The 15,671-nt window shown below is 35.4% G+C and carries 20 protein-coding genes and 1 tRNA gene; 14 read left to right on the top strand and 7 right to left on the bottom strand.

What is annotated here, in order from left to right:
- Complete coding sequence (locus tag ACMAYL_RS07855) at window positions 1-1,191, top strand: nucleotide sugar dehydrogenase (protein ID WP_412470004.1); 1,191 nt, start codon at window positions 1-3, stop codon at window positions 1,189-1,191.
- Here the strand turns inward: ACMAYL_RS07855 and ACMAYL_RS07850 are convergent.
- Entirely contained in the window at window positions 1,188-1,790 is a 603-nt protein-coding gene (locus ACMAYL_RS07850) for a radical SAM protein (RefSeq protein WP_103218781.1), read from the bottom strand. The genes ACMAYL_RS07855 and ACMAYL_RS07850 overlap by 4 nt on opposite strands.
- 124 nt (window positions 1,791-1,914) lie before the next feature.
- On the opposite strand from ACMAYL_RS07850, the gene ACMAYL_RS07845 reads away from it, so the two are divergent.
- Window positions 1,915-3,459: a carbon-nitrogen hydrolase family protein gene (locus tag ACMAYL_RS07845; RefSeq protein WP_392990580.1), complete on the top strand. Its 1,545-nt coding sequence runs from the start codon at window positions 1,915-1,917 to the stop codon at window positions 3,457-3,459.
- Between the two features lie 25 nt (window positions 3,460-3,484).
- Here the strand turns inward: ACMAYL_RS07845 and ACMAYL_RS07840 are convergent, their stop codons facing one another.
- Complete coding sequence (locus ACMAYL_RS07840; protein WP_412470962.1) at window positions 3,485-5,077, bottom strand: GMC oxidoreductase; 1,593 nt, start codon at window positions 5,075-5,077, stop codon at window positions 3,485-3,487.
- A 175-nt stretch (window positions 5,078-5,252) separates the two neighbouring features.
- On the opposite strand from ACMAYL_RS07840, the gene ACMAYL_RS07835 reads away from it, so the two are divergent.
- The 6 genes from ACMAYL_RS07835 (at window position 5,253) to ACMAYL_RS07810 (ending at window position 8,511) form a co-directional block, all read left to right on the top strand.
- The gene (locus ACMAYL_RS07835) at window positions 5,253-5,537 is read left to right on the top strand and encodes a hypothetical protein (protein ID WP_412470002.1); all 285 of its coding nucleotides are present in this window, start codon (window positions 5,253-5,255) and stop codon (window positions 5,535-5,537) included.
- Between the two features lie 160 nt (window positions 5,538-5,697).
- Window positions 5,698-6,396 carry a type II CAAX prenyl endopeptidase Rce1 family protein gene (locus ACMAYL_RS07830; RefSeq protein WP_412470001.1) on the top strand — a complete coding sequence of 233 codons (699 nt, stop codon included), beginning with the start codon at window positions 5,698-5,700 and terminating at the stop codon, window positions 6,394-6,396.
- A gap of 40 nt (window positions 6,397-6,436) precedes the next feature.
- A complete protein-coding gene (locus ACMAYL_RS07825; RefSeq protein ID WP_412470961.1) occupies window positions 6,437-6,802 on the top strand; it encodes a cupin domain-containing protein in 366 nt (121 codons plus the stop codon).
- 48 nt (window positions 6,803-6,850) lie between these two features.
- Window positions 6,851-7,648 (top strand): hypothetical protein, encoded by a 798-nt coding sequence (locus tag ACMAYL_RS07820; protein WP_412469999.1) that lies wholly within the window; start codon window positions 6,851-6,853, stop codon window positions 7,646-7,648.
- A gap of 34 nt (window positions 7,649-7,682) precedes the next feature.
- On the top strand, window positions 7,683-8,111 hold the full coding sequence (locus ACMAYL_RS07815) for a hypothetical protein (RefSeq protein ID WP_412470960.1): 429 nt from the start codon (window positions 7,683-7,685) through the stop codon (window positions 8,109-8,111).
- A gap of 124 nt (window positions 8,112-8,235) precedes the next feature.
- Complete coding sequence (locus ACMAYL_RS07810) at window positions 8,236-8,511, top strand: DUF4242 domain-containing protein (protein ID WP_392990588.1); 276 nt, start codon at window positions 8,236-8,238, stop codon at window positions 8,509-8,511.
- Window positions 8,512-8,903: 392 nt separating this feature from the next.
- On the opposite strand, the gene ACMAYL_RS07805 is transcribed toward ACMAYL_RS07810, so the two are convergent.
- Window positions 8,904-8,980 (bottom strand) — tRNA-Ile (locus tag ACMAYL_RS07805).
- A gap of 132 nt (window positions 8,981-9,112) precedes the next feature.
- On the opposite strand from ACMAYL_RS07805, the gene dapF reads away from it, so the two are divergent.
- From dapF to ACMAYL_RS07785, 4 genes are read left to right on the top strand one after another with little or no spacing between them, the layout of a single operon-like run.
- Window positions 9,113-9,901: a diaminopimelate epimerase gene (dapF, locus tag ACMAYL_RS07800; RefSeq protein ID WP_392990592.1), complete on the top strand. Its 789-nt coding sequence runs from the start codon at window positions 9,113-9,115 to the stop codon at window positions 9,899-9,901.
- Window positions 9,894-10,283, top strand: coding sequence for a hypothetical protein (locus ACMAYL_RS07795; protein ID WP_103218791.1), 390 nt, complete (start codon window positions 9,894-9,896; stop codon window positions 10,281-10,283). The genes dapF and ACMAYL_RS07795 overlap by 8 nt, the downstream gene beginning before the upstream one ends.
- Window positions 10,283-11,068 (top strand): TlyA family RNA methyltransferase, encoded by a 786-nt coding sequence (locus tag ACMAYL_RS07790; protein ID WP_103218792.1) that lies wholly within the window; start codon window positions 10,283-10,285, stop codon window positions 11,066-11,068. The genes ACMAYL_RS07795 and ACMAYL_RS07790 overlap by 1 nt, the downstream gene beginning before the upstream one ends.
- Before the next feature lies 1 nt (window position 11,069).
- Window positions 11,070-11,600 carry a TIGR00730 family Rossman fold protein gene (locus ACMAYL_RS07785; protein WP_103218793.1) on the top strand — a complete coding sequence of 177 codons (531 nt, stop codon included), beginning with the start codon at window positions 11,070-11,072 and terminating at the stop codon, window positions 11,598-11,600.
- A gap of 16 nt (window positions 11,601-11,616) precedes the next feature.
- Here the strand turns inward: ACMAYL_RS07785 and ACMAYL_RS07780 are convergent, their stop codons facing one another.
- Window positions 11,617-12,459, bottom strand: a complete 843-nt coding sequence (locus tag ACMAYL_RS07780) for a hypothetical protein (RefSeq protein ID WP_412470959.1) — start codon at window positions 12,457-12,459, stop codon at window positions 11,617-11,619.
- Window positions 12,460-12,664: 205 nt separating this feature from the next.
- Here ACMAYL_RS07780 and ACMAYL_RS07775 point away from each other — a divergent pair, with 205 nt between their 5' ends.
- Window positions 12,665-13,459, top strand: a complete 795-nt coding sequence (locus ACMAYL_RS07775) for a biosynthetic peptidoglycan transglycosylase (protein WP_103218795.1) — start codon at window positions 12,665-12,667, stop codon at window positions 13,457-13,459.
- Complete coding sequence (locus ACMAYL_RS07770) at window positions 13,449-14,045, top strand: hypothetical protein (RefSeq protein ID WP_412470958.1); 597 nt, start codon at window positions 13,449-13,451, stop codon at window positions 14,043-14,045. The genes ACMAYL_RS07775 and ACMAYL_RS07770 overlap by 11 nt, the downstream gene beginning before the upstream one ends.
- Here the strand turns inward: ACMAYL_RS07770 and ACMAYL_RS07765 are convergent.
- The 3 genes from ACMAYL_RS07765 to ACMAYL_RS07755 form a co-directional block, all read right to left on the bottom strand.
- Complete coding sequence (locus ACMAYL_RS07765; RefSeq protein ID WP_392990601.1) at window positions 14,042-14,614, bottom strand: hypothetical protein; 573 nt, start codon at window positions 14,612-14,614, stop codon at window positions 14,042-14,044. The two genes, ACMAYL_RS07770 and ACMAYL_RS07765, sit on opposite strands and share 4 nt — an antisense overlap.
- A 7-nt stretch (window positions 14,615-14,621) precedes the next feature.
- Window positions 14,622-15,194: a hypothetical protein gene (locus ACMAYL_RS07760; RefSeq protein WP_412463049.1), complete on the bottom strand. Its 573-nt coding sequence runs from the start codon at window positions 15,192-15,194 to the stop codon at window positions 14,622-14,624.
- 73 nt (window positions 15,195-15,267) lie between these two features.
- Window positions 15,268-15,612, bottom strand: a complete 345-nt coding sequence (locus tag ACMAYL_RS07755) for a hypothetical protein (RefSeq protein WP_392990605.1) — start codon at window positions 15,610-15,612, stop codon at window positions 15,268-15,270.
- Between the last annotated feature and the right edge of the window lie 59 nt (window positions 15,613-15,671).

The raw sequence follows: 15,671 nt of genomic DNA, 5'->3' as shown, positions 1-15,671 counted from the left end.
ATGAATAAGACAAAAATCGCCATTATCGGTGTCGGATATGTGGGAATCAACTTAGCTGTTAGATTCCCACAATTCTTTGAAACAATTGCATATGATATTGATGAAGAAAAGATCAACCTTCTAAAGGAAGGTGTCGATCCGTCTAATCAGTTCTCTAAAAATGACATTCTTGAATGTGGCTGTAATTTCAGCTCTGATGTATCTGCTTTAAAGGCCGTTGATTTCTATCTAATTACGGTTCCTACTCCTATAGACTCTAATCAACAACCAAACCAGGATCTTGTTATTAAGGCCATAGAGGGGCTTAGAGATTACCTGAACCCTGGAGATACGATAGTTATCGAATCAACTGTCGTACCTGGTACTACAAACGCGCTTAAAGAGTATCTTGGTAGGGATGATGTGAACTTTGCTTTTTCTCCTGAAAGAATTAGTCCCAGTGATAATACTGTAGCGTTTGAAGACATTGTTAAGGTTGTAGCCTGTGAGTCTAGTGAGAAGCTTGAAGAACTTGTTGGAATTTATAATAAGATATTTAAGCAAGTTGAGAGAAGCTATGACATCATTGCAAGTGAATTTGCTAAGCTTCTAGAAAATACGTCTAGAGATATCAATATCGCCATGATGAATGAATTCTATCTTGGTGCAATAAGCAAAGGTATCGATTTCAATGAGGCCCTAAGGCTTGCACGAACAAAGTGGAATTTCCCAAATGTTAATAAGGGCCTTGTCGGTGGACACTGTATTAGTGTTGATCCGCACTACCTTTCTAAGTTCCTAGATAACTCTTCAGATTCTATAATACTTCACTCACGCCGTATAAATGATTCTATGGTTGAGTCTATTGTAAGTAGGGTTATTTCCTTAACTAAGAATAATGATAAAATTCTCGTACTAGGTCTTACGTATAAAAAGAATTGTAATGACTTTAGAGACTCTAGAGCGATGCAAGTCTATGAAGAACTCAAGAATATAAGTGATCGAGTTGTCGAAGCTTATGATCCTTATCGTGATCATAAAAAAGATAAAAACAGCGGCTTTGATTTTGTTCTAACACTCGTTGCTCATAATGAATTTGTCGAAATGACTGCGAATGATTGGTTAAATCTTGTTAATCAAAGCGGTGCTATTTTAGACTTTGCTCAAGTTCTAAGAGACGAGTTAAGTAGTTCGATCAAGGTCTATTATTAGATAAGGTTACAATCACAGTGATAGCGGAAGAGAGTTTCAAAACTATCTTCGCTAATTCTATGCTTATTTCTCATAAATAGCTTAAAGGCATCACCACGGTTCAGGGTTTGGCCATGTTTCGAGTTACAGGCCAGTTTGAATGAAATATGAGGGTAGCGATCAAGGAAGTCATCAACTTGATGATGATTATCATTTGTTACAATAATTACGTAGGTGACTTGTTCTTCATCTAAGTCAGGAAATTCGATTTCGTGATCTAGATACTCAACACAGTGATAAAGGACTTCATCAATATGTTTTAAATACTTATCACCGTATCTTTTGATAAAAAGACCATTTGTAAAAACATCAATAGTACAATTCAGTTTTACTAAATGATCAAAAACCTTTTCCATTGTTTTGGGATCGATAAGGCCTGGCTCACCCCCGCTTAAGCTTACTTGTGCACCTTCTGTAACAGAGTAAACTTTGTCGAGCAGCATCTCCTTGCTAATTGGATTCTTTTTATTGCGCTCATGAGTATCAATTATGCAGTAAGTACAATCCCAATTGCAGTTGAATGTAGTAATGATAGTGAATTCATCACGCTTTGCTGTCATATGTTAATTGTAACATGGTCCAAAATTGTAAAAAAGCTTTATTTTCTCTAAAGATTTTAAATACTTAAGTGAGCCTTGAAAGCAGCGATTTTATTGATAAAATAGATTTATCAAGGATGATGAAATGACGATAAAAGCAAAAGATGTGAAGCTTGAAGTAAGGCTTTCTAATTTAAAAGATATTGATGGAATTCATGATTTAGTGGCCCGTTCTTATACTGGGTTTCCTGATGATTATACAAAGGGAATGATTCGCGGTCAGATTACAAATTATCCAGAAGGAAACTTTGTTGCTACACTAAATGGTAAAATTGTTGGCTACTCGGCAAGTATACTACTTCCTGAAAAAACAGTATTTAAAAAACACACATGGGCCAGTATTACAGGAAGGGGATATGGCTCGACTCATGACGAAGATGGTGATTATCTCTATGGTTATGAAACTTGTGTCGACCCATCAATTCGTGGTCATCGAATAGGTCAAAGATTATATAATGCTAGAAAAAGACTTGTTAAGTATGAGCGATTAAAAGGTATCGTATTTGTCGGTCGTATTCCAAGTTTACATCGACGTATCAAACAAGTTGAAAGTGTTGAAGATTATATTGAAAAAGTAAAAGAGAAAAAAATTAGAGATACAACTCTTGGCTTCCAACTTCGAAATGGTTTTGAAGTTTTAGGTGTTCTTGAAAAATATCTTCCTACTGATAAAGAGTCGATGGGATATGGAGTTCACTTGATTTGGGAGAACCCTGAATATCAAGCGCAAGAGAGTAAGAAAGATCGCCCTGTTCAGCAAAATTCAGTTCGAGTCGTTAGTGTTCAGTATCAACAACGAGGTATTTCTAGCTTCAAGGAGTTTGAAGATCTTGTTGAATACTATGTTGATGTAACGGCAGACTATCGTGCTGACTTCGTTCTATTTCCAGAATTGTTTACGATGCAGCTACTTTCAATCAAAAATGAAGAAGTTGAGGCCAATGTTGCAATTGAGCATATGACTGCTTACACAGAAGATGTAAAAGCGCTCTTTCAGCGCCTCGCTGTAAAGTATAACGTCAATATTATCGCTGGTTCTCATCCAACAAAAGTTGGGGATCGTGTCCATAATATTAGCTATATTTGCCTTCGTGATGGACAGATTCACGAACAAGCAAAAATCCACCCAACGCCAGATGAACAATATTGGTGGAATATTGAAGGGGGAGATGAGGTTAAGGTTATTGATACTGACTGTGGCCCGATTGGTGTTTTAATCTGTTACGATAGTGAGTTTCCAGAGCTCACAAGACACCTCGCCAATCAAGGGATAAACATTCTCTTTGTTCCATTCTTAACTGATAACCGACAAGCCTATTGTCGTGTGAAGTTTTGTTGTCAGGCCCGTGCCATTGAAAATCAAATCTATGTGGCCATGGCCGGAAATGTTGGAAACCTTCCTCGTGTAAACAATGTCGATATCCAATACGCTCAAAGTTGTATTCTAACTCCATGTGACTTTCCTTTTGCAAAAGATGGAATTGCTGCAGATACAACGCCAAATGTTGAGATGGTCGCAATTGCAGACTTAAGAATTGATACACTTTTAGAAGCAAGACAAAATGGAGCTGTGAAAAATTTAAAAGATCGCAGACATGATTTATATTCTGTCGTCTGGCATGGGAAGTAGGTGGCCTTAAGTGGCCACCAGTATCTTAATTGCTCTTAGCTGGTATTTTACTCATTCCATATTCAGTAATTGCAGTAATCGATAATGAAGGATTAACTCCAGGATTCGCTGAGATCATTGATCCGTCAAAGACATACATATTTTCGTAATTGAATACTTTATTGTCTTTGTCGATAACACCTTCTTTTTCACTTTCTCCCATACATGCTCCTCCCAGAATATGTGCCGTCGAAGGAATCCCTGTTAAGGTTTCAGTAAACATAACCATTGGCTTTCCATCAATGATTTTACAGTACTCTTTGGCCATTTGATGTGCTGTTTTAATAAACGCAGTAGGGGCCTCTCCTTTTGAGAGAACTGACTTCATTCCAAAAATACCCTTTGTGAATTTTAGAGTACTATCAAGGTGCTGCATAAATAGATGGATATTTGTTTGTTTTGCGAAATCTTTTACTGTTAAAACTTTAAACCACTTAATAGGATCTCTTAATGGCTCTATCGCAAGCTTAATCATTCTTAAAAAGAAATTAGGCTCTGAAATCATTGGAACCATAAGCACACGCCAGAATCCCGATCCTTTGCCGTAACGAGTTGGCTCAAGATGAGAGTGCTCATCAATGTCGATAATTGAACCAATAGCAACTCCCTTGGTCATATCAATATCTTTCCTATAGGTCGTATTGAGAATAAGCGCTTCATTATTTGTTCTGATAGTATCACCGAGAGCTGGTGATAATTTTGGAAGCGTTGTCTTTTTTAAATCAAGTAGTAAGTTAATAGTTCCTAGAACACCTGCACTAAAGATAACCCCATTGGCCTTCAGGTTTCTTTTTTTTCCAAAGTACCTTGTCGATTCTTTTAAAGTAACTTCGTAACCTGTCTTTCCATTAGCACCATCGAGAGGTGAAACTTTTACTGCTTTATTTTCAGCAAGAATATCAACTCCAAGTTGTCGTGCAAGATAGAGGTAATTCTTATCAAGAGTATTCTTTGCATTATGACGACAACCTGTCATGCAGGCACCGCATGAGATACAGCCAGAGCGTGTTGGCCCTTTTCCCTCAAAATATGGATCAGCTACTTCTACACCTTCTTTACCTTCTTCTCCAAAATAGACAGAGACCTTTGTTGAATCAAAGTAATCTTCTCGTCCAATATTTTTAGCAAGTTCGAGCATTGTGTGATCTGCATCACCATAGTGTCTTGTCTTTTCTGCACCAAGCATTTTCCAAGCAAGATCGTAATATGGAGAGAGCTCTTCTTCCCAATTATTTAAATCTTTCCAAGGGCCGTGATTAAAGAATTGTGACTTAGGCTTTGGAAGTGTATTAGCGTAGACAAGAGATCCGCCACCGACACCAACACCACTTAGAACTGAGATATGCTTAAAGAAGGTCAATTGCTGGATACCAAAGAACTTCAACTGAGGAAGCCACATCCACCTTGGAAGATTCCAATTAGTTTTTGGAAACTTCGTTGTATCAGAGAAGTCTTTCCCTTTTTCAACGACTAAGACACTATATCCTTTTTCAGCAAGTCTTAGTGCTGAAACCGAACCGCCGAAACCTGATCCAATAATAATATAGTCGTAACTTTCTCTGATTGTTGTATTTGGCATTTATCCCTCAAAACTTTCGATCACTCATAATTATACATAAGGATTTCAATATGTTGAGTGTTTGAATATTAATTATTGATTAAAGTAATCTTGAAAATTCTCGTATTTTTAATGGTTTAACAAAAGCAGGAGCTTCCTTATTTGATGTTATAATAAAGGAGATTTTGGAGGAATTATGAAAGCAACAATCACATTCTTAGTATTGGCCATGACGACGTCTTCTATCTTCGCCAAAGGAAGACCACTTCTTAGATGCCCAAAGCAAGGTAACAAGATTATTATCTGTCACGTGCCTCCAGGAAATCCAGATAAGGCCAAGGAAATCACAATCAACAAAAACGCAGTTCAAGATCACTTAGACCACGGTGACTATGCTGGCTACTGTGAAAACACACAGTATGCTGATAAGAAAGAGATGTGCGGAATTTGCGACGTGGATATCGATCCTACTTGTAGCTAATCATCGTTTTTATGGCGCGTACGGTATAGTTTAGTTAGACTTGTATGTTTTTCAGACAGTATTCTGTAATGATTCCAATTATGACCTCAATTCTATTAATTCTGTCATTATATTGAAAATGATATATGCACCTATGAAATAGACGATTATATGAGAATAAATGAAAGTAGAGGTTATGAATTCTAATTTAAATGAAAAATTATACTATGAAGATTGCGAACTTTTAAAAAGAGTGGCCGTATTTATCATGGCCATAACTATTTATTATGTAAGTTGGTACTATGGGAAAGATATTTTAATGAATCTTTTCTATGGTTATATTAAAAACGGAGTTTTAAAACCAAAGCTTTTTTTTAGTCACTTGCTTATTTATGGATCAATATTTAGCGCGATTTGCTCATATATTATGATTTTTATTGCTTACAAATTAGGCGTAATAAGACTCCCAAAGTATTTAGTTAATATAAAGGCGGCCCTCTTATATGGTATCGTAAGTGCTCTTGTTTTATCTGTGCTTTTTATTATTTATTGGTTAATCCGCGGATATGATTTTCAATTTCTAATTAACTCTCAAAGTATTCTTGGGAATATTTTCTCTAATTATTATGAAGAAATAAGTTATAGGGCCCTACTTGTTGGTGTTTCTCTAGCATTATTCCGCAATAAATGGATTGCGATAGTTATTCCATCATTGATTATGGTTAGTACACATACTCAATATCCATTTGAGTTTAAATGTCTTGTGTTCTTAGGGTCTTGTTTTTTTAGCTATGTTTATATCAGAACATCTAATTTAGTTTCATCTTGGTCATCACATCAAGTATCAGATATCGTCTTAGATACGATTCTAAAAGTTTAAGAAAAAGATACGCGCCACCTTATAAATTATTGGAGATTTGATGAAAATTATCGACTCAGTAAAAGATGTTAATTTTAAAACTTTTCCAGGTGGAGATATGTTCAGCGTACTTGTTGGAAGGCATGACTCAACAGGTGCAAGCGAGCACCATACAGTTGCAATTGTAAAACTTCCTGCAGGTACAAAATCAGACGAGCATTATCATAAAGAAAGAGAAGAGTCATACTTTGTAATTAGCGGTACAGGAAGGGCAATTATTGATGGAGTTGAGAAGCACATTAAGGCCGGAAGTTTGGTCTATACGAAACCGAATGAAAAGCATGCCTTTATAAATGATGGTAATGACGAATTTATTTATTTAATTATTACAGCACCCTATTGGGTACCTGAAGATTCACACCACTAACTAAAGACAGACTAATTCGTGGAGAGAGTTATAAAATTATTCAAAAAATTGATAAAGGTTTTTATTATCGCAATCATAGCTATTGTCATCGTAAGCTATATGATTTTCTTAGGAACGACAGTCTATGTTGTTAAGGGCATTAAAGTCGCAGACCCCCAAGTAATTAAAGTTAATAATAAAAAATCTAAGAAGCATGATAATAAAGAAGTACATAGTTCTGATGAAGAAAATGTTATCCCTGATGCTGCTCTTGTAGAATCAAACGATAAAAATAATGAGAAGAATAATAAAGAGGTCTCGCGAGTAGAGAAAATGCGAGAGATGACAAATGCCGCTACTAGCGCACGAATTATTGTCGATGATTTTTTAAAAGCTAACTCGATAAAGTCTTTTTGTTCTAATATTTGCTCTCAAAGTAATTATAAGAAAATTTCACCAACATTATTTGCACAATATCTTAATACAAATCCAAGCAGTGTCTTAAATGATTCCATTGGAATTGAGAAGGCCCTAGGATTAGCTCTCTTTTCAAATATGTTGCCTCCTAGGCTTATGGATATTGTTATCGAAGTTGCTCATGATCATGAGAGAGGCATACTTTATAATATTTCTGCTTCACTTAAGATTCAAAAAGAGATGCTCTCTCTAAAGTCCTTTTTTGAGAGAACGACTAGTGATGAGTTTAAGGAACTACGACGATCTGCTGCTCGAAGTTTAGACTCTTATAATGTTGTTCGAAAAGAGTGTTCAGAGACAAATATTTCTGAAAATGACGCTATTGATAGATGCGAAGAGATATTTTCTTCTTTTGAGACCTCTTATAAGAAAATATCTGAAATTAAGTAAGGGAATATTGTTTAAAATAAGAGATGATAAATGTATGAAAAATTTAATTATAACTTTAATAAGCATGAGTGCTTTTGCAAATGATCCAATTTTGACTCCAGCTACAAAAGAAAGCTCTGGTTGTAATGTTAAGCATTCTCTCGGACTTGCAGATAAAAAAGACTTTTTGAAATTTCACAACAAGTTAGTTGGCGATATTAAAGAAGATAAAAAAACAGAACTTGCCAGTATAATTAACTATCCTCTGAGGCTTTCTGAGAAAAAAGTTGTGAAAAGCAAAAGTGAATTTATACAAAATTACGATTCTATTATTAATAAAAAAATTAAAAGAATAATTCTAAAACAAGATCAAGATTCCTTTTTCTGTAAGTCAACGGGGCTTATGTATGGAAGAGGGGAAATTTGGGTGAATAATTTCAATAAAAAATCAGAGTTGAGAATAATTAGTATTTTTTCAAAATAACTTTTCCTCGGTGTTGTTGATCTAAATGGTTTAAACACTATTATACTTTCTACTATTAATTTTGATAGTTGGTTAACACTTTAGGTGTAGAGTCATCGTACATAATCTAAACTAAGGAGTTATCATGCCAAAATACATCATTGAAAGGGAGCTTGCTGGTGCTGGTAAATTATCGCAAAAGGATCTACAAGGTCTCTCTCAGAAATCTTGTGATGTTTTAGAGGAAATGGGACCAAGTATTCAGTGGGTACAAAGCTATGTAACAAATGATAAGATCTATTGTGAGTACATTGCTCCTAATGAAGATCTTATTAGGGAACACGCACATAAGGGTGATTTTCCTATTACTAGTATTGCTAAGGTTGGAACTATTATTGATCCCACCACAGCTGAGTCTTAAATTTATTTTTAAAAATAAGGGCCTTCTCTATAGAAGGCTTTTTTGTTGTTAAGTCATGCAGACTCGAATTTGTTCGGCTTCATTTTTAGAATTGGTTTCGTGGTGTGAGAGGGATGCTCTCTCGCCCTTCCCTGATCAGTACGCGCCACCTTTTGAGTATTTCAATTCTTTAGCAGTTAATTATTTTTGTTTTTCCCAAAATTTGATTGGAGTATAAGTTTGTTCTTACGTTTGATGTCATGCTGTATTAGCGATATTTATAAAATGTTAAATAATCCATTAATAGAAGCTAAAAAAGTCATTTTAAATTTGTAAGTCGTTGTAATCTTCAAAAGGTGGCGCGTACCGCTGGTGGAAAATAAAAAAACCACCGCAAGGGTGGTTTTTATATTTGGTGGGCCATGCAAGACTTGAACTTGCGACCACCCGGTTATGAGCCGGGGGCTCTAACCAACTGAGCTAATGGCCCTCAATTGGAATTTTGAAACTTAAATTTATCCAAGTTTTGGTAATCTGGCTACAAAATTTTGCTATGTGGCAGTGGTGCGATGTGTAATTGGCGGGAGTAGTCAAATACGCAAAATAATGAAATGATTAATTTATGACAAAGTTTAGTAAGTATAGCTCTAATGGAAATGACTTCATTCTCATTGATAATCGCGATGGGAAGCAAGACGTTGGCAACACACAAAAATGGCAGCAACTATGTCAGCGCTGCTTTGGCATTGGTGCCGATGGTGTGGTTTTTCTGGAAAGTAGTGACAAGTATGACTTTCATATGCGCTACCTCAATGCCGATGGCAATGAAGAGAGTATGTGTGGAAACGCAACTCGCGCCATTACTGACTTCTATCGCCGTACGACGCAAACAAAGAATACTGACTTTAAATTTACCACGGGAAGTGGGCTCTACTCTTCGGGTATTGAAGGTGATGTGATCTGGGTTCACATGGCCGTCATTAAAGATGCTGACCTATACGATCTCTCTAGCAAATATGAAGATGCTCAAGATTCGTACTATATTAATACTGGTGTTGAACACAGTGTATTTATGGTCTATGACGCGCAAGAAGTTGATGTTGATTCTGTTGGCAGACGCATTCGCTTTGATGAAGATTTCCCTCGAGGCTCAAATGCTAACTTCATTAATCAAATTGATGAAGGTGAGTGGCGTATTCGAACATATGAGCGTGGGGTCGAAGCCGAGACCTTTGCTTGTGGGACGGGGAATGTCGCAGCGGCATGTATGCTGTGGGATAAGGAATATGAACATAGAGACGAAATAGAATTTCTCACAAATGGTGGTATACTATTTGTTAAAAGAGTCGATGGCTTCATCTATCTAGGGGGCCAGACAAAACTTGTCTATACTGGTGAATTTAATGATTAAAAAGTTTTTATTACTTCTCCTTCTATGTCTAAACACATATGCCACAATTTTTGTGGAAGTTGTGATGACTCATGAAAAGGACTTCGAAGGGCAAACGATTCTCATGAGTGAACTTCACTTCATAGAAAATATTCAGCCAGAAAAGATGAGTCGATTTGTGATGAAGAGTAAGATCGATCTTCTCTTAAGTGGTCAATTTGTTGATAGCGGTGAAATCTATGGCCCAGGTGCTATGGTTAGAATTGAAGGGAGAGTTCTTTCCAAAACGCTCTCAAAGAGTTTTGAACTGAGTCTTAATTTAGGAACTGAAGGTGATGTTGTTTTCAGTGAACCTGAGCTTGGTCAAAAAACAAAAATTAAAATCAAACCAGTAGTTCATTAATGTCTGAAGAAAATTTTGAAAGATTAGATAAGAAACTCGTCGAGCTTGGCCTTGTTGCTACTCGCAGTCGTGCCCAACAGGTAATAGGTGATGGTAAAGTCACTGTTGCGGGTAAAGTTGTCACTAAAACGTCATATAAAGTTTCAAGTAGCGATGACGTTCAACTTAATGAAAGTAGCGAAGAAGTTGGCCGTGGCTTTCATAAAATTGCCGGTGCCCTCGAAGCATTTGATGTTATTATTGAGAATAAATTAGTCGCAGATGTTGGTGCCAGCACTGGTGGTTTTACGCAATTTTGCCTAAATCATGGAGCCTCTAAAGTCTTTGCCATTGACGTTGGGCATGGACAACTTGCACCAAGTCTTGTTAGTGATGCTAGAGTGGTAAACCTCGAAGGAACAAATATAAGGGAGCTTCATAAGTTAGACAAAGCTGTTGATCTTTGTGTTGTTGACCTTTCATTTATTTCCCTGAACTTGATTTGGAAAAATTTAGTTGATATCAGTAATGACGATGCTGAAATGATCGTTCTTTTTAAACCTCAATTTGAAGTTGGAAGAGATGGTATTGGTAAGAAGGGAATTGTAAAAGATAATAGTTATGTTCTAAGGGCCGTTGAAGAAATGAAGATTCAATGTGAGGCCATGGGACTTGGGATTCTTGGATTTAAGCCTTGTGTAATTAAAGGACGTAAGAGTGGAAATCAAGAATACTTTTTATATTTAAAGAAGAACGCTAAATCTCTTCTTTCGCTAGAAGATTTGAATAAAGAAGTTGGAGAATAAAATGAGAGTATGTGTATTTTGTGGATCATCAAGTGGAAAGGGTGAAACGTATCTAAATTATGCCAAGGACTTAGGTGAGAAGCTTGTCGGTAATGGCCACTACCTCGTTTATGGTGGTGCCTCTATTGGTGTAATGGGAAAGATTGCAGATACAATGCTGGCTAAAGACGGACACGTTATTGGTGTTATGCCAAAGTCTCTTATTGATTGGGAAGTAGGGCATCAAGGTCTAACTGAGTTTATAGAAGTGGATACAATGCATACTCGTAAAGAAAGAATGTATGAGCTTTCAGATGTCTTCGTGACTTATCCTGGTGGGTTTGGAACACTTGATGAATTATTTGAAATTACAACATGGGCACAGCTTCAATATCACAAGAAGCCAATCTATTTAGTTAATGTAAACGGCTACTTTGATCATTTAATTAAACATATTGAAAATTCAGTTGCTGAGGGATTTATCTCGAAAGAGCACTTTGAGTTGATTACGATTTTAAATTCAAATGAAGAATTAATGGAGAGGATCAATTAAGATCCTCTCATATATTTTATTCTTGTAGAATAATATAAATATTTGGCTCGTCGATTTCGATTTTATCATTTTCAAATCTTTCTAATTCTTTGAAAATTGTACGACGAACATTAAATAGTCCAGCTTTTGCCTTATCAATTCTAATATTAACAATTTTATTTCCAAGGTCGTAAGATGCACGTCCTTCAAACTTAACTTTTACACCTTTAGAAACATTTCCTTTAAGGTGGCCATCAAACTTTCCACCACGAATATTAAGTTTTAAGTCATCAATTTCGACAGCACTTCCAAGAGTTTCATATTCATTTGTTAGATTGTAGAAACTTCTCTCGCTACTTTGAAAAAATGCACTACCAACATTTAGACTAAGATAATTAAAACAGTTTTGTAGAAGCTGCTCGTATTCATTACCTTCACGGCTTTGCTTTTGACACTCTAAGCTTGTTCCGGATAGACGAGTTGAAAATCCTTCTCCACTAGCTTGTACTTGGTTTAAGTTCAATCCAATATTAGTGTCGCCGTTAATGTAATTAATATTTGAGATTCCAATTTTATCGGCATCGTTGATTTGAAGTGATGAAAGGTCTAACTCAAAAGATTCGTTATCAATAGAAAAGATTAATGTTCCACCATAGTTTTCAACTTCTAGATTTGGATTGATAAAGTCTCCAAAGCCCTTAATTGAAATTTCTTTACTTGTTCCCGTCCCTTTAGGACTTGTATAATTAGCATTCAGTTGGTTGATTTTTCCAATAGGAAATGCTGGTTTCTCATTAAGATCATTGGCATAGGCCGTGGAAATATTGGTGAAAATTAGGCAATAGGATGCCGCTATCATTTGACATGACTTCTTCAACATAAACAACTCCGTTTGATTGTGTGTGGTTACAAACAAAATCGGGATAAAGTCATGCTTTACGTAGAATTTGATGAGCTCTTAGAAAAAAGGGTAAATAATGCCGCTTTAGTTGAGTCTAAGTTGTTAAATTTACATTCGTTGATACAGTAGTTGTTCACTTTGATAGACTATTCAAGAATCGAGTTTTTGTGTTAAAGTGCGAGAAATGTTCAAGAAAATTACGTTCCTATTTATCCTCTTTCTATTTGTCTTAGCAGGCTATGTATTATCACGTGTGCCCGTTCTAAACATTAATAGACTGGCCAGTGGTTATGTTAAAACGACTGTAAAGAATGAAGATGTGTCTTATCTTGTAACAAGTAAGAGACCTCGCAATTGGGCCTATATCAATACTATGCCGAAGCATGTTTACTATGCCTTCATTGTTAGTGAAGATTGGTCATTTTATGAGCACCAAGGTGTCGACTTTAGACAAATCTATCATGCTGTTACTGATCACTTAAAAGGTGAGAAGTTGAGAGGTGCAAGTACAATTTCTCAGCAGCTTGCAAAGAATCTTTATACTAAGAGTGAAAGAAGTCTTGAACGAAAAGTCTTTGAACTTTTTACGACAATGTATTTAGAAGAAAAGTTATCAAAGAATCGTATTCTTGAAACCTATTTGAATGTCATTGAATTTGGAAAAGGCTTGTATGGAATAAAAGACGCAAGTTGGTACTATTTTAAAAAGCGCCCTGCTGATTTAAATCCAAAAGAATCTGCTTTTTTAGCAATGTTACTTCCTAATCCAAAAATTTATTCACAATCGTTTAGAGACAAGAAGCTAACTGAGTATGCAACGACAACAGTTAACTCAATCCTTCGAAAAATGAAAGTTACTAAGGCTATATCGGAAGAAGAGATGTTAGCCTATCAAAAGGAAGCCCTTTCATTTGAGCAGGTAACTGTTAAAGAAAGTGGAAGTAAGCAAATACTAGAAGAGGAATTCTTTGAGCTTTAAAAGTGCCTTGGAGCAAGTATATTCAAATACATCATTGAAACCAGCAAAGAAGCGTCGAGAACTTCTTGTCGAGCAAATGTTTACTAATGAAGCTTCTGGTCTTGATTGTCTTAAGTGTACTGGCCGATGTTGTACGTATGAAGCAAATTCGATGCAAATGACTTCAATTGAGGCTCTAGAGGCTATGGCCGTTCTTGAAGAGAAGAATCTTCTTAATGATGAAACTAAGAAAAGACTTGAAGATTGTATTTCAGAGTTTCGCCTAGATAAGTATATTCAAATAGGCCCTGGAGAGTTTTTTAGAAAGTCATATACATGCCCTTTCTATTTTTATCCAAGTTTTGGTTGTGGACTAGGTGTTGATCATAAACCTTACGGATGTATTGCATTTAATCCATGTGAAGCGAATCAAGAGGATGGTGGGAACTGTCAAAGTGATCTATCAATTCAAGAAGAACGCAATGATTTGTATGAAAGCGCAGAGGATAGAGCTAATAAGTATCTTTATGAGCAATATAAGATATCACAACTTAAGGAGCCTATTCCAATAAAGCTCCTAGAGTTGTGGGATAAGTTTAAGTCTTAAAATACGATAAAGCGAAAACCAGCTACAATATTTGAATGATATTTTTTTTCATCATTGGCACTCGAATATAAAAACATCATTTCTATATCATAATGATATCCAGCATAGAGAGCAAAGCGTTCGTTGAATTTATATTCAACATCAAGGCCTATAACAAAGAATAAGGTTCTTTCAAATGAACTTTGATTACTACTTTCAAAATCATTTTTTATAAGTCTTACTCCTGCAAGTGGTTGAAGCCATTTATAAGGAAAACTATATGTGAGTTCAAAGCCATTCTCATTGTATTTCGCAATCTGGTCAGTGCCATTTTCGTCAATTAACTTGTCTTTATATGAGCTTTTAAAGTAACTAAATTTCCCAATGAAAATATCGTTTTCAAAAGACATGCCGATAAAGTATGTATCTGATTTATTCTTATAATCAATTTCATAAGATTCAAATCCCATCGAGTAATCCCAAGAAGTCGTTTCATAATATACTGTCGACTTTTGGGCACCACCGATAATTCCATACTTTTCAGCACAAGATGTTAAAATAAATAAAAGTGAAATTAATACTAGTTTCATTAATTACTTACTTTGAAAAATTGTATCTTAGGCCAACAACATAATTGTAGTGATAGTAATCAACTTCTGTTGTGATGTTAGTCTTATAGCCTTTTTCGTAATGATAACCTGTATAAACATAGAAGCGATCAGAGATAGGCACTTCAAAGTCGAGTCCAAAAATAAATGAAGCATATGTTCCTTCATTGCTATTTGTTTCGCCTGTATACTCTGAATTATAAAATTTCACACCGAAAAGTGGTTGAAACCACCAAAGTTTAAATGCTGTACTAATTTCGATTCCACTTTCTTCAATTGAATAATCTTCAGTTACGCTTTCATATGTATATGACTTCTTGTCATAGCTATTAGCAAAATAAGTAATTTTAGTAAGTAGAATATCTGTTTCTTCTGAGATACCAATATGATAACCAAACCCACTATTTTTGAAACGAGGAAGAGTTGTACTTGTTCCACTCATGAGATCGTTGATTGTTGCTTCTTCTTCATATGATGGCATTTGTGCACCAGCAACTATTCCATATTTTGCTGCACATGAAGTTAATAAAAATAGAATTAAAATTGGAAATAAAACTTTCATATCTCTCCCTTAAATAAATATTAAACTCATTGTTAAGTATTATTAAAATTTATTTAAGAGAGAAAAAAGTTCTTTATATGTTGTTTGAAATAAGCTCTGAGAGCGGTTTTGGAAGGATATTGTTAGGTACTTTCATAATAATATGGCCACCTTCTTTGTTTTGAAATTTACCAAAACTATCATCAAAACGAAATTCCGCATTTTCAAAAGTACGCACATTAATTTCATTGCCATTGACCTGATCTACAAATGAAGATTCAAACTTAAGTTTATCTAAAGAGAGTTCTTCGTTCAAAATAAAAAACCAGTGATAGATTTCTGACTTTGGAGCGTCATCAGCTAATCCCAACTTTTTTACTTCGATAATCGATACATTCTCATTCATAAAATAGAATAATGTTTCAAATTTTTTTTCCATATAAATATTTTACGTTGGAAAATACTAAAGAGTAAAGAAAACGACTGGGATATTTGAGT

This window comes from Halobacteriovorax sp. RT-2-4 (genome assembly GCF_047085445.1).
Lineage (GTDB): Bacteria > Bdellovibrionota > Bacteriovoracia > Bacteriovoracales > Bacteriovoracaceae > Halobacteriovorax_A.
The sequence above is the reverse complement of the archived record's forward strand: the minus strand, read 5'-3'. Positions and strand labels throughout refer to the sequence as shown.

Bases quoted from the DNA above. Each gene is read 5' to 3' on its own strand.
- ACMAYL_RS07845 (WP_392990580.1), top strand. From the start codon at position 1,915: ATGACGATAAAAGCAAAAGATGTGAAGCTTGAAGTAAGGCTTTCTAAT.
- ACMAYL_RS07815 (WP_412470960.1), top strand. From the start codon at position 7,683: ATGAAAAATTTAATTATAACTTTAATAAGCATGAGTGCTTTTGCAAAT.
- dapF (WP_392990592.1), top strand. From the start codon at position 9,113: ATGACAAAGTTTAGTAAGTATAGCTCTAATGGAAATGACTTCATTCTC.
- ACMAYL_RS07830 (WP_412470001.1), top strand. From the start codon at position 5,698: ATGAAAGTAGAGGTTATGAATTCTAATTTAAATGAAAAATTATACTAT.
- ACMAYL_RS07825 (WP_412470961.1), top strand. From the start codon at position 6,437: ATGAAAATTATCGACTCAGTAAAAGATGTTAATTTTAAAACTTTTCCA.
- ACMAYL_RS07775 (WP_103218795.1), top strand. From the start codon at position 12,665: ATGTTCAAGAAAATTACGTTCCTATTTATCCTCTTTCTATTTGTCTTA.
- ACMAYL_RS07840 (WP_412470962.1), bottom strand. From the start codon at position 5,077: ATGCCAAATACAACAATCAGAGAAAGTTACGACTATATTATTATTGGA.
- ACMAYL_RS07765 (WP_392990601.1), bottom strand. From the start codon at position 14,614: ATGAAACTAGTATTAATTTCACTTTTATTTATTTTAACATCTTGTGCT.
- ACMAYL_RS07790 (WP_103218792.1), top strand. From the start codon at position 10,283: ATGTCTGAAGAAAATTTTGAAAGATTAGATAAGAAACTCGTCGAGCTT.
- ACMAYL_RS07855 (WP_412470004.1), top strand. From the start codon at position 1: ATGAATAAGACAAAAATCGCCATTATCGGTGTCGGATATGTGGGAATC.
- ACMAYL_RS07850 (WP_103218781.1), bottom strand. From the start codon at position 1,790: ATGACAGCAAAGCGTGATGAATTCACTATCATTACTACATTCAACTGC.
- ACMAYL_RS07810 (WP_392990588.1), top strand. From the start codon at position 8,236: ATGCCAAAATACATCATTGAAAGGGAGCTTGCTGGTGCTGGTAAATTA.
- ACMAYL_RS07755 (WP_392990605.1), bottom strand. From the start codon at position 15,612: ATGGAAAAAAAATTTGAAACATTATTCTATTTTATGAATGAGAATGTA.
- ACMAYL_RS07835 (WP_412470002.1), top strand. From the start codon at position 5,253: ATGAAAGCAACAATCACATTCTTAGTATTGGCCATGACGACGTCTTCT.
- ACMAYL_RS07795 (WP_103218791.1), top strand. From the start codon at position 9,894: ATGATTAAAAAGTTTTTATTACTTCTCCTTCTATGTCTAAACACATAT.
- ACMAYL_RS07780 (WP_412470959.1), bottom strand. From the start codon at position 12,459: ATGTTGAAGAAGTCATGTCAAATGATAGCGGCATCCTATTGCCTAATT.
- ACMAYL_RS07785 (WP_103218793.1), top strand. From the start codon at position 11,070: ATGAGAGTATGTGTATTTTGTGGATCATCAAGTGGAAAGGGTGAAACG.
- ACMAYL_RS07760 (WP_412463049.1), bottom strand. From the start codon at position 15,194: ATGAAAGTTTTATTTCCAATTTTAATTCTATTTTTATTAACTTCATGT.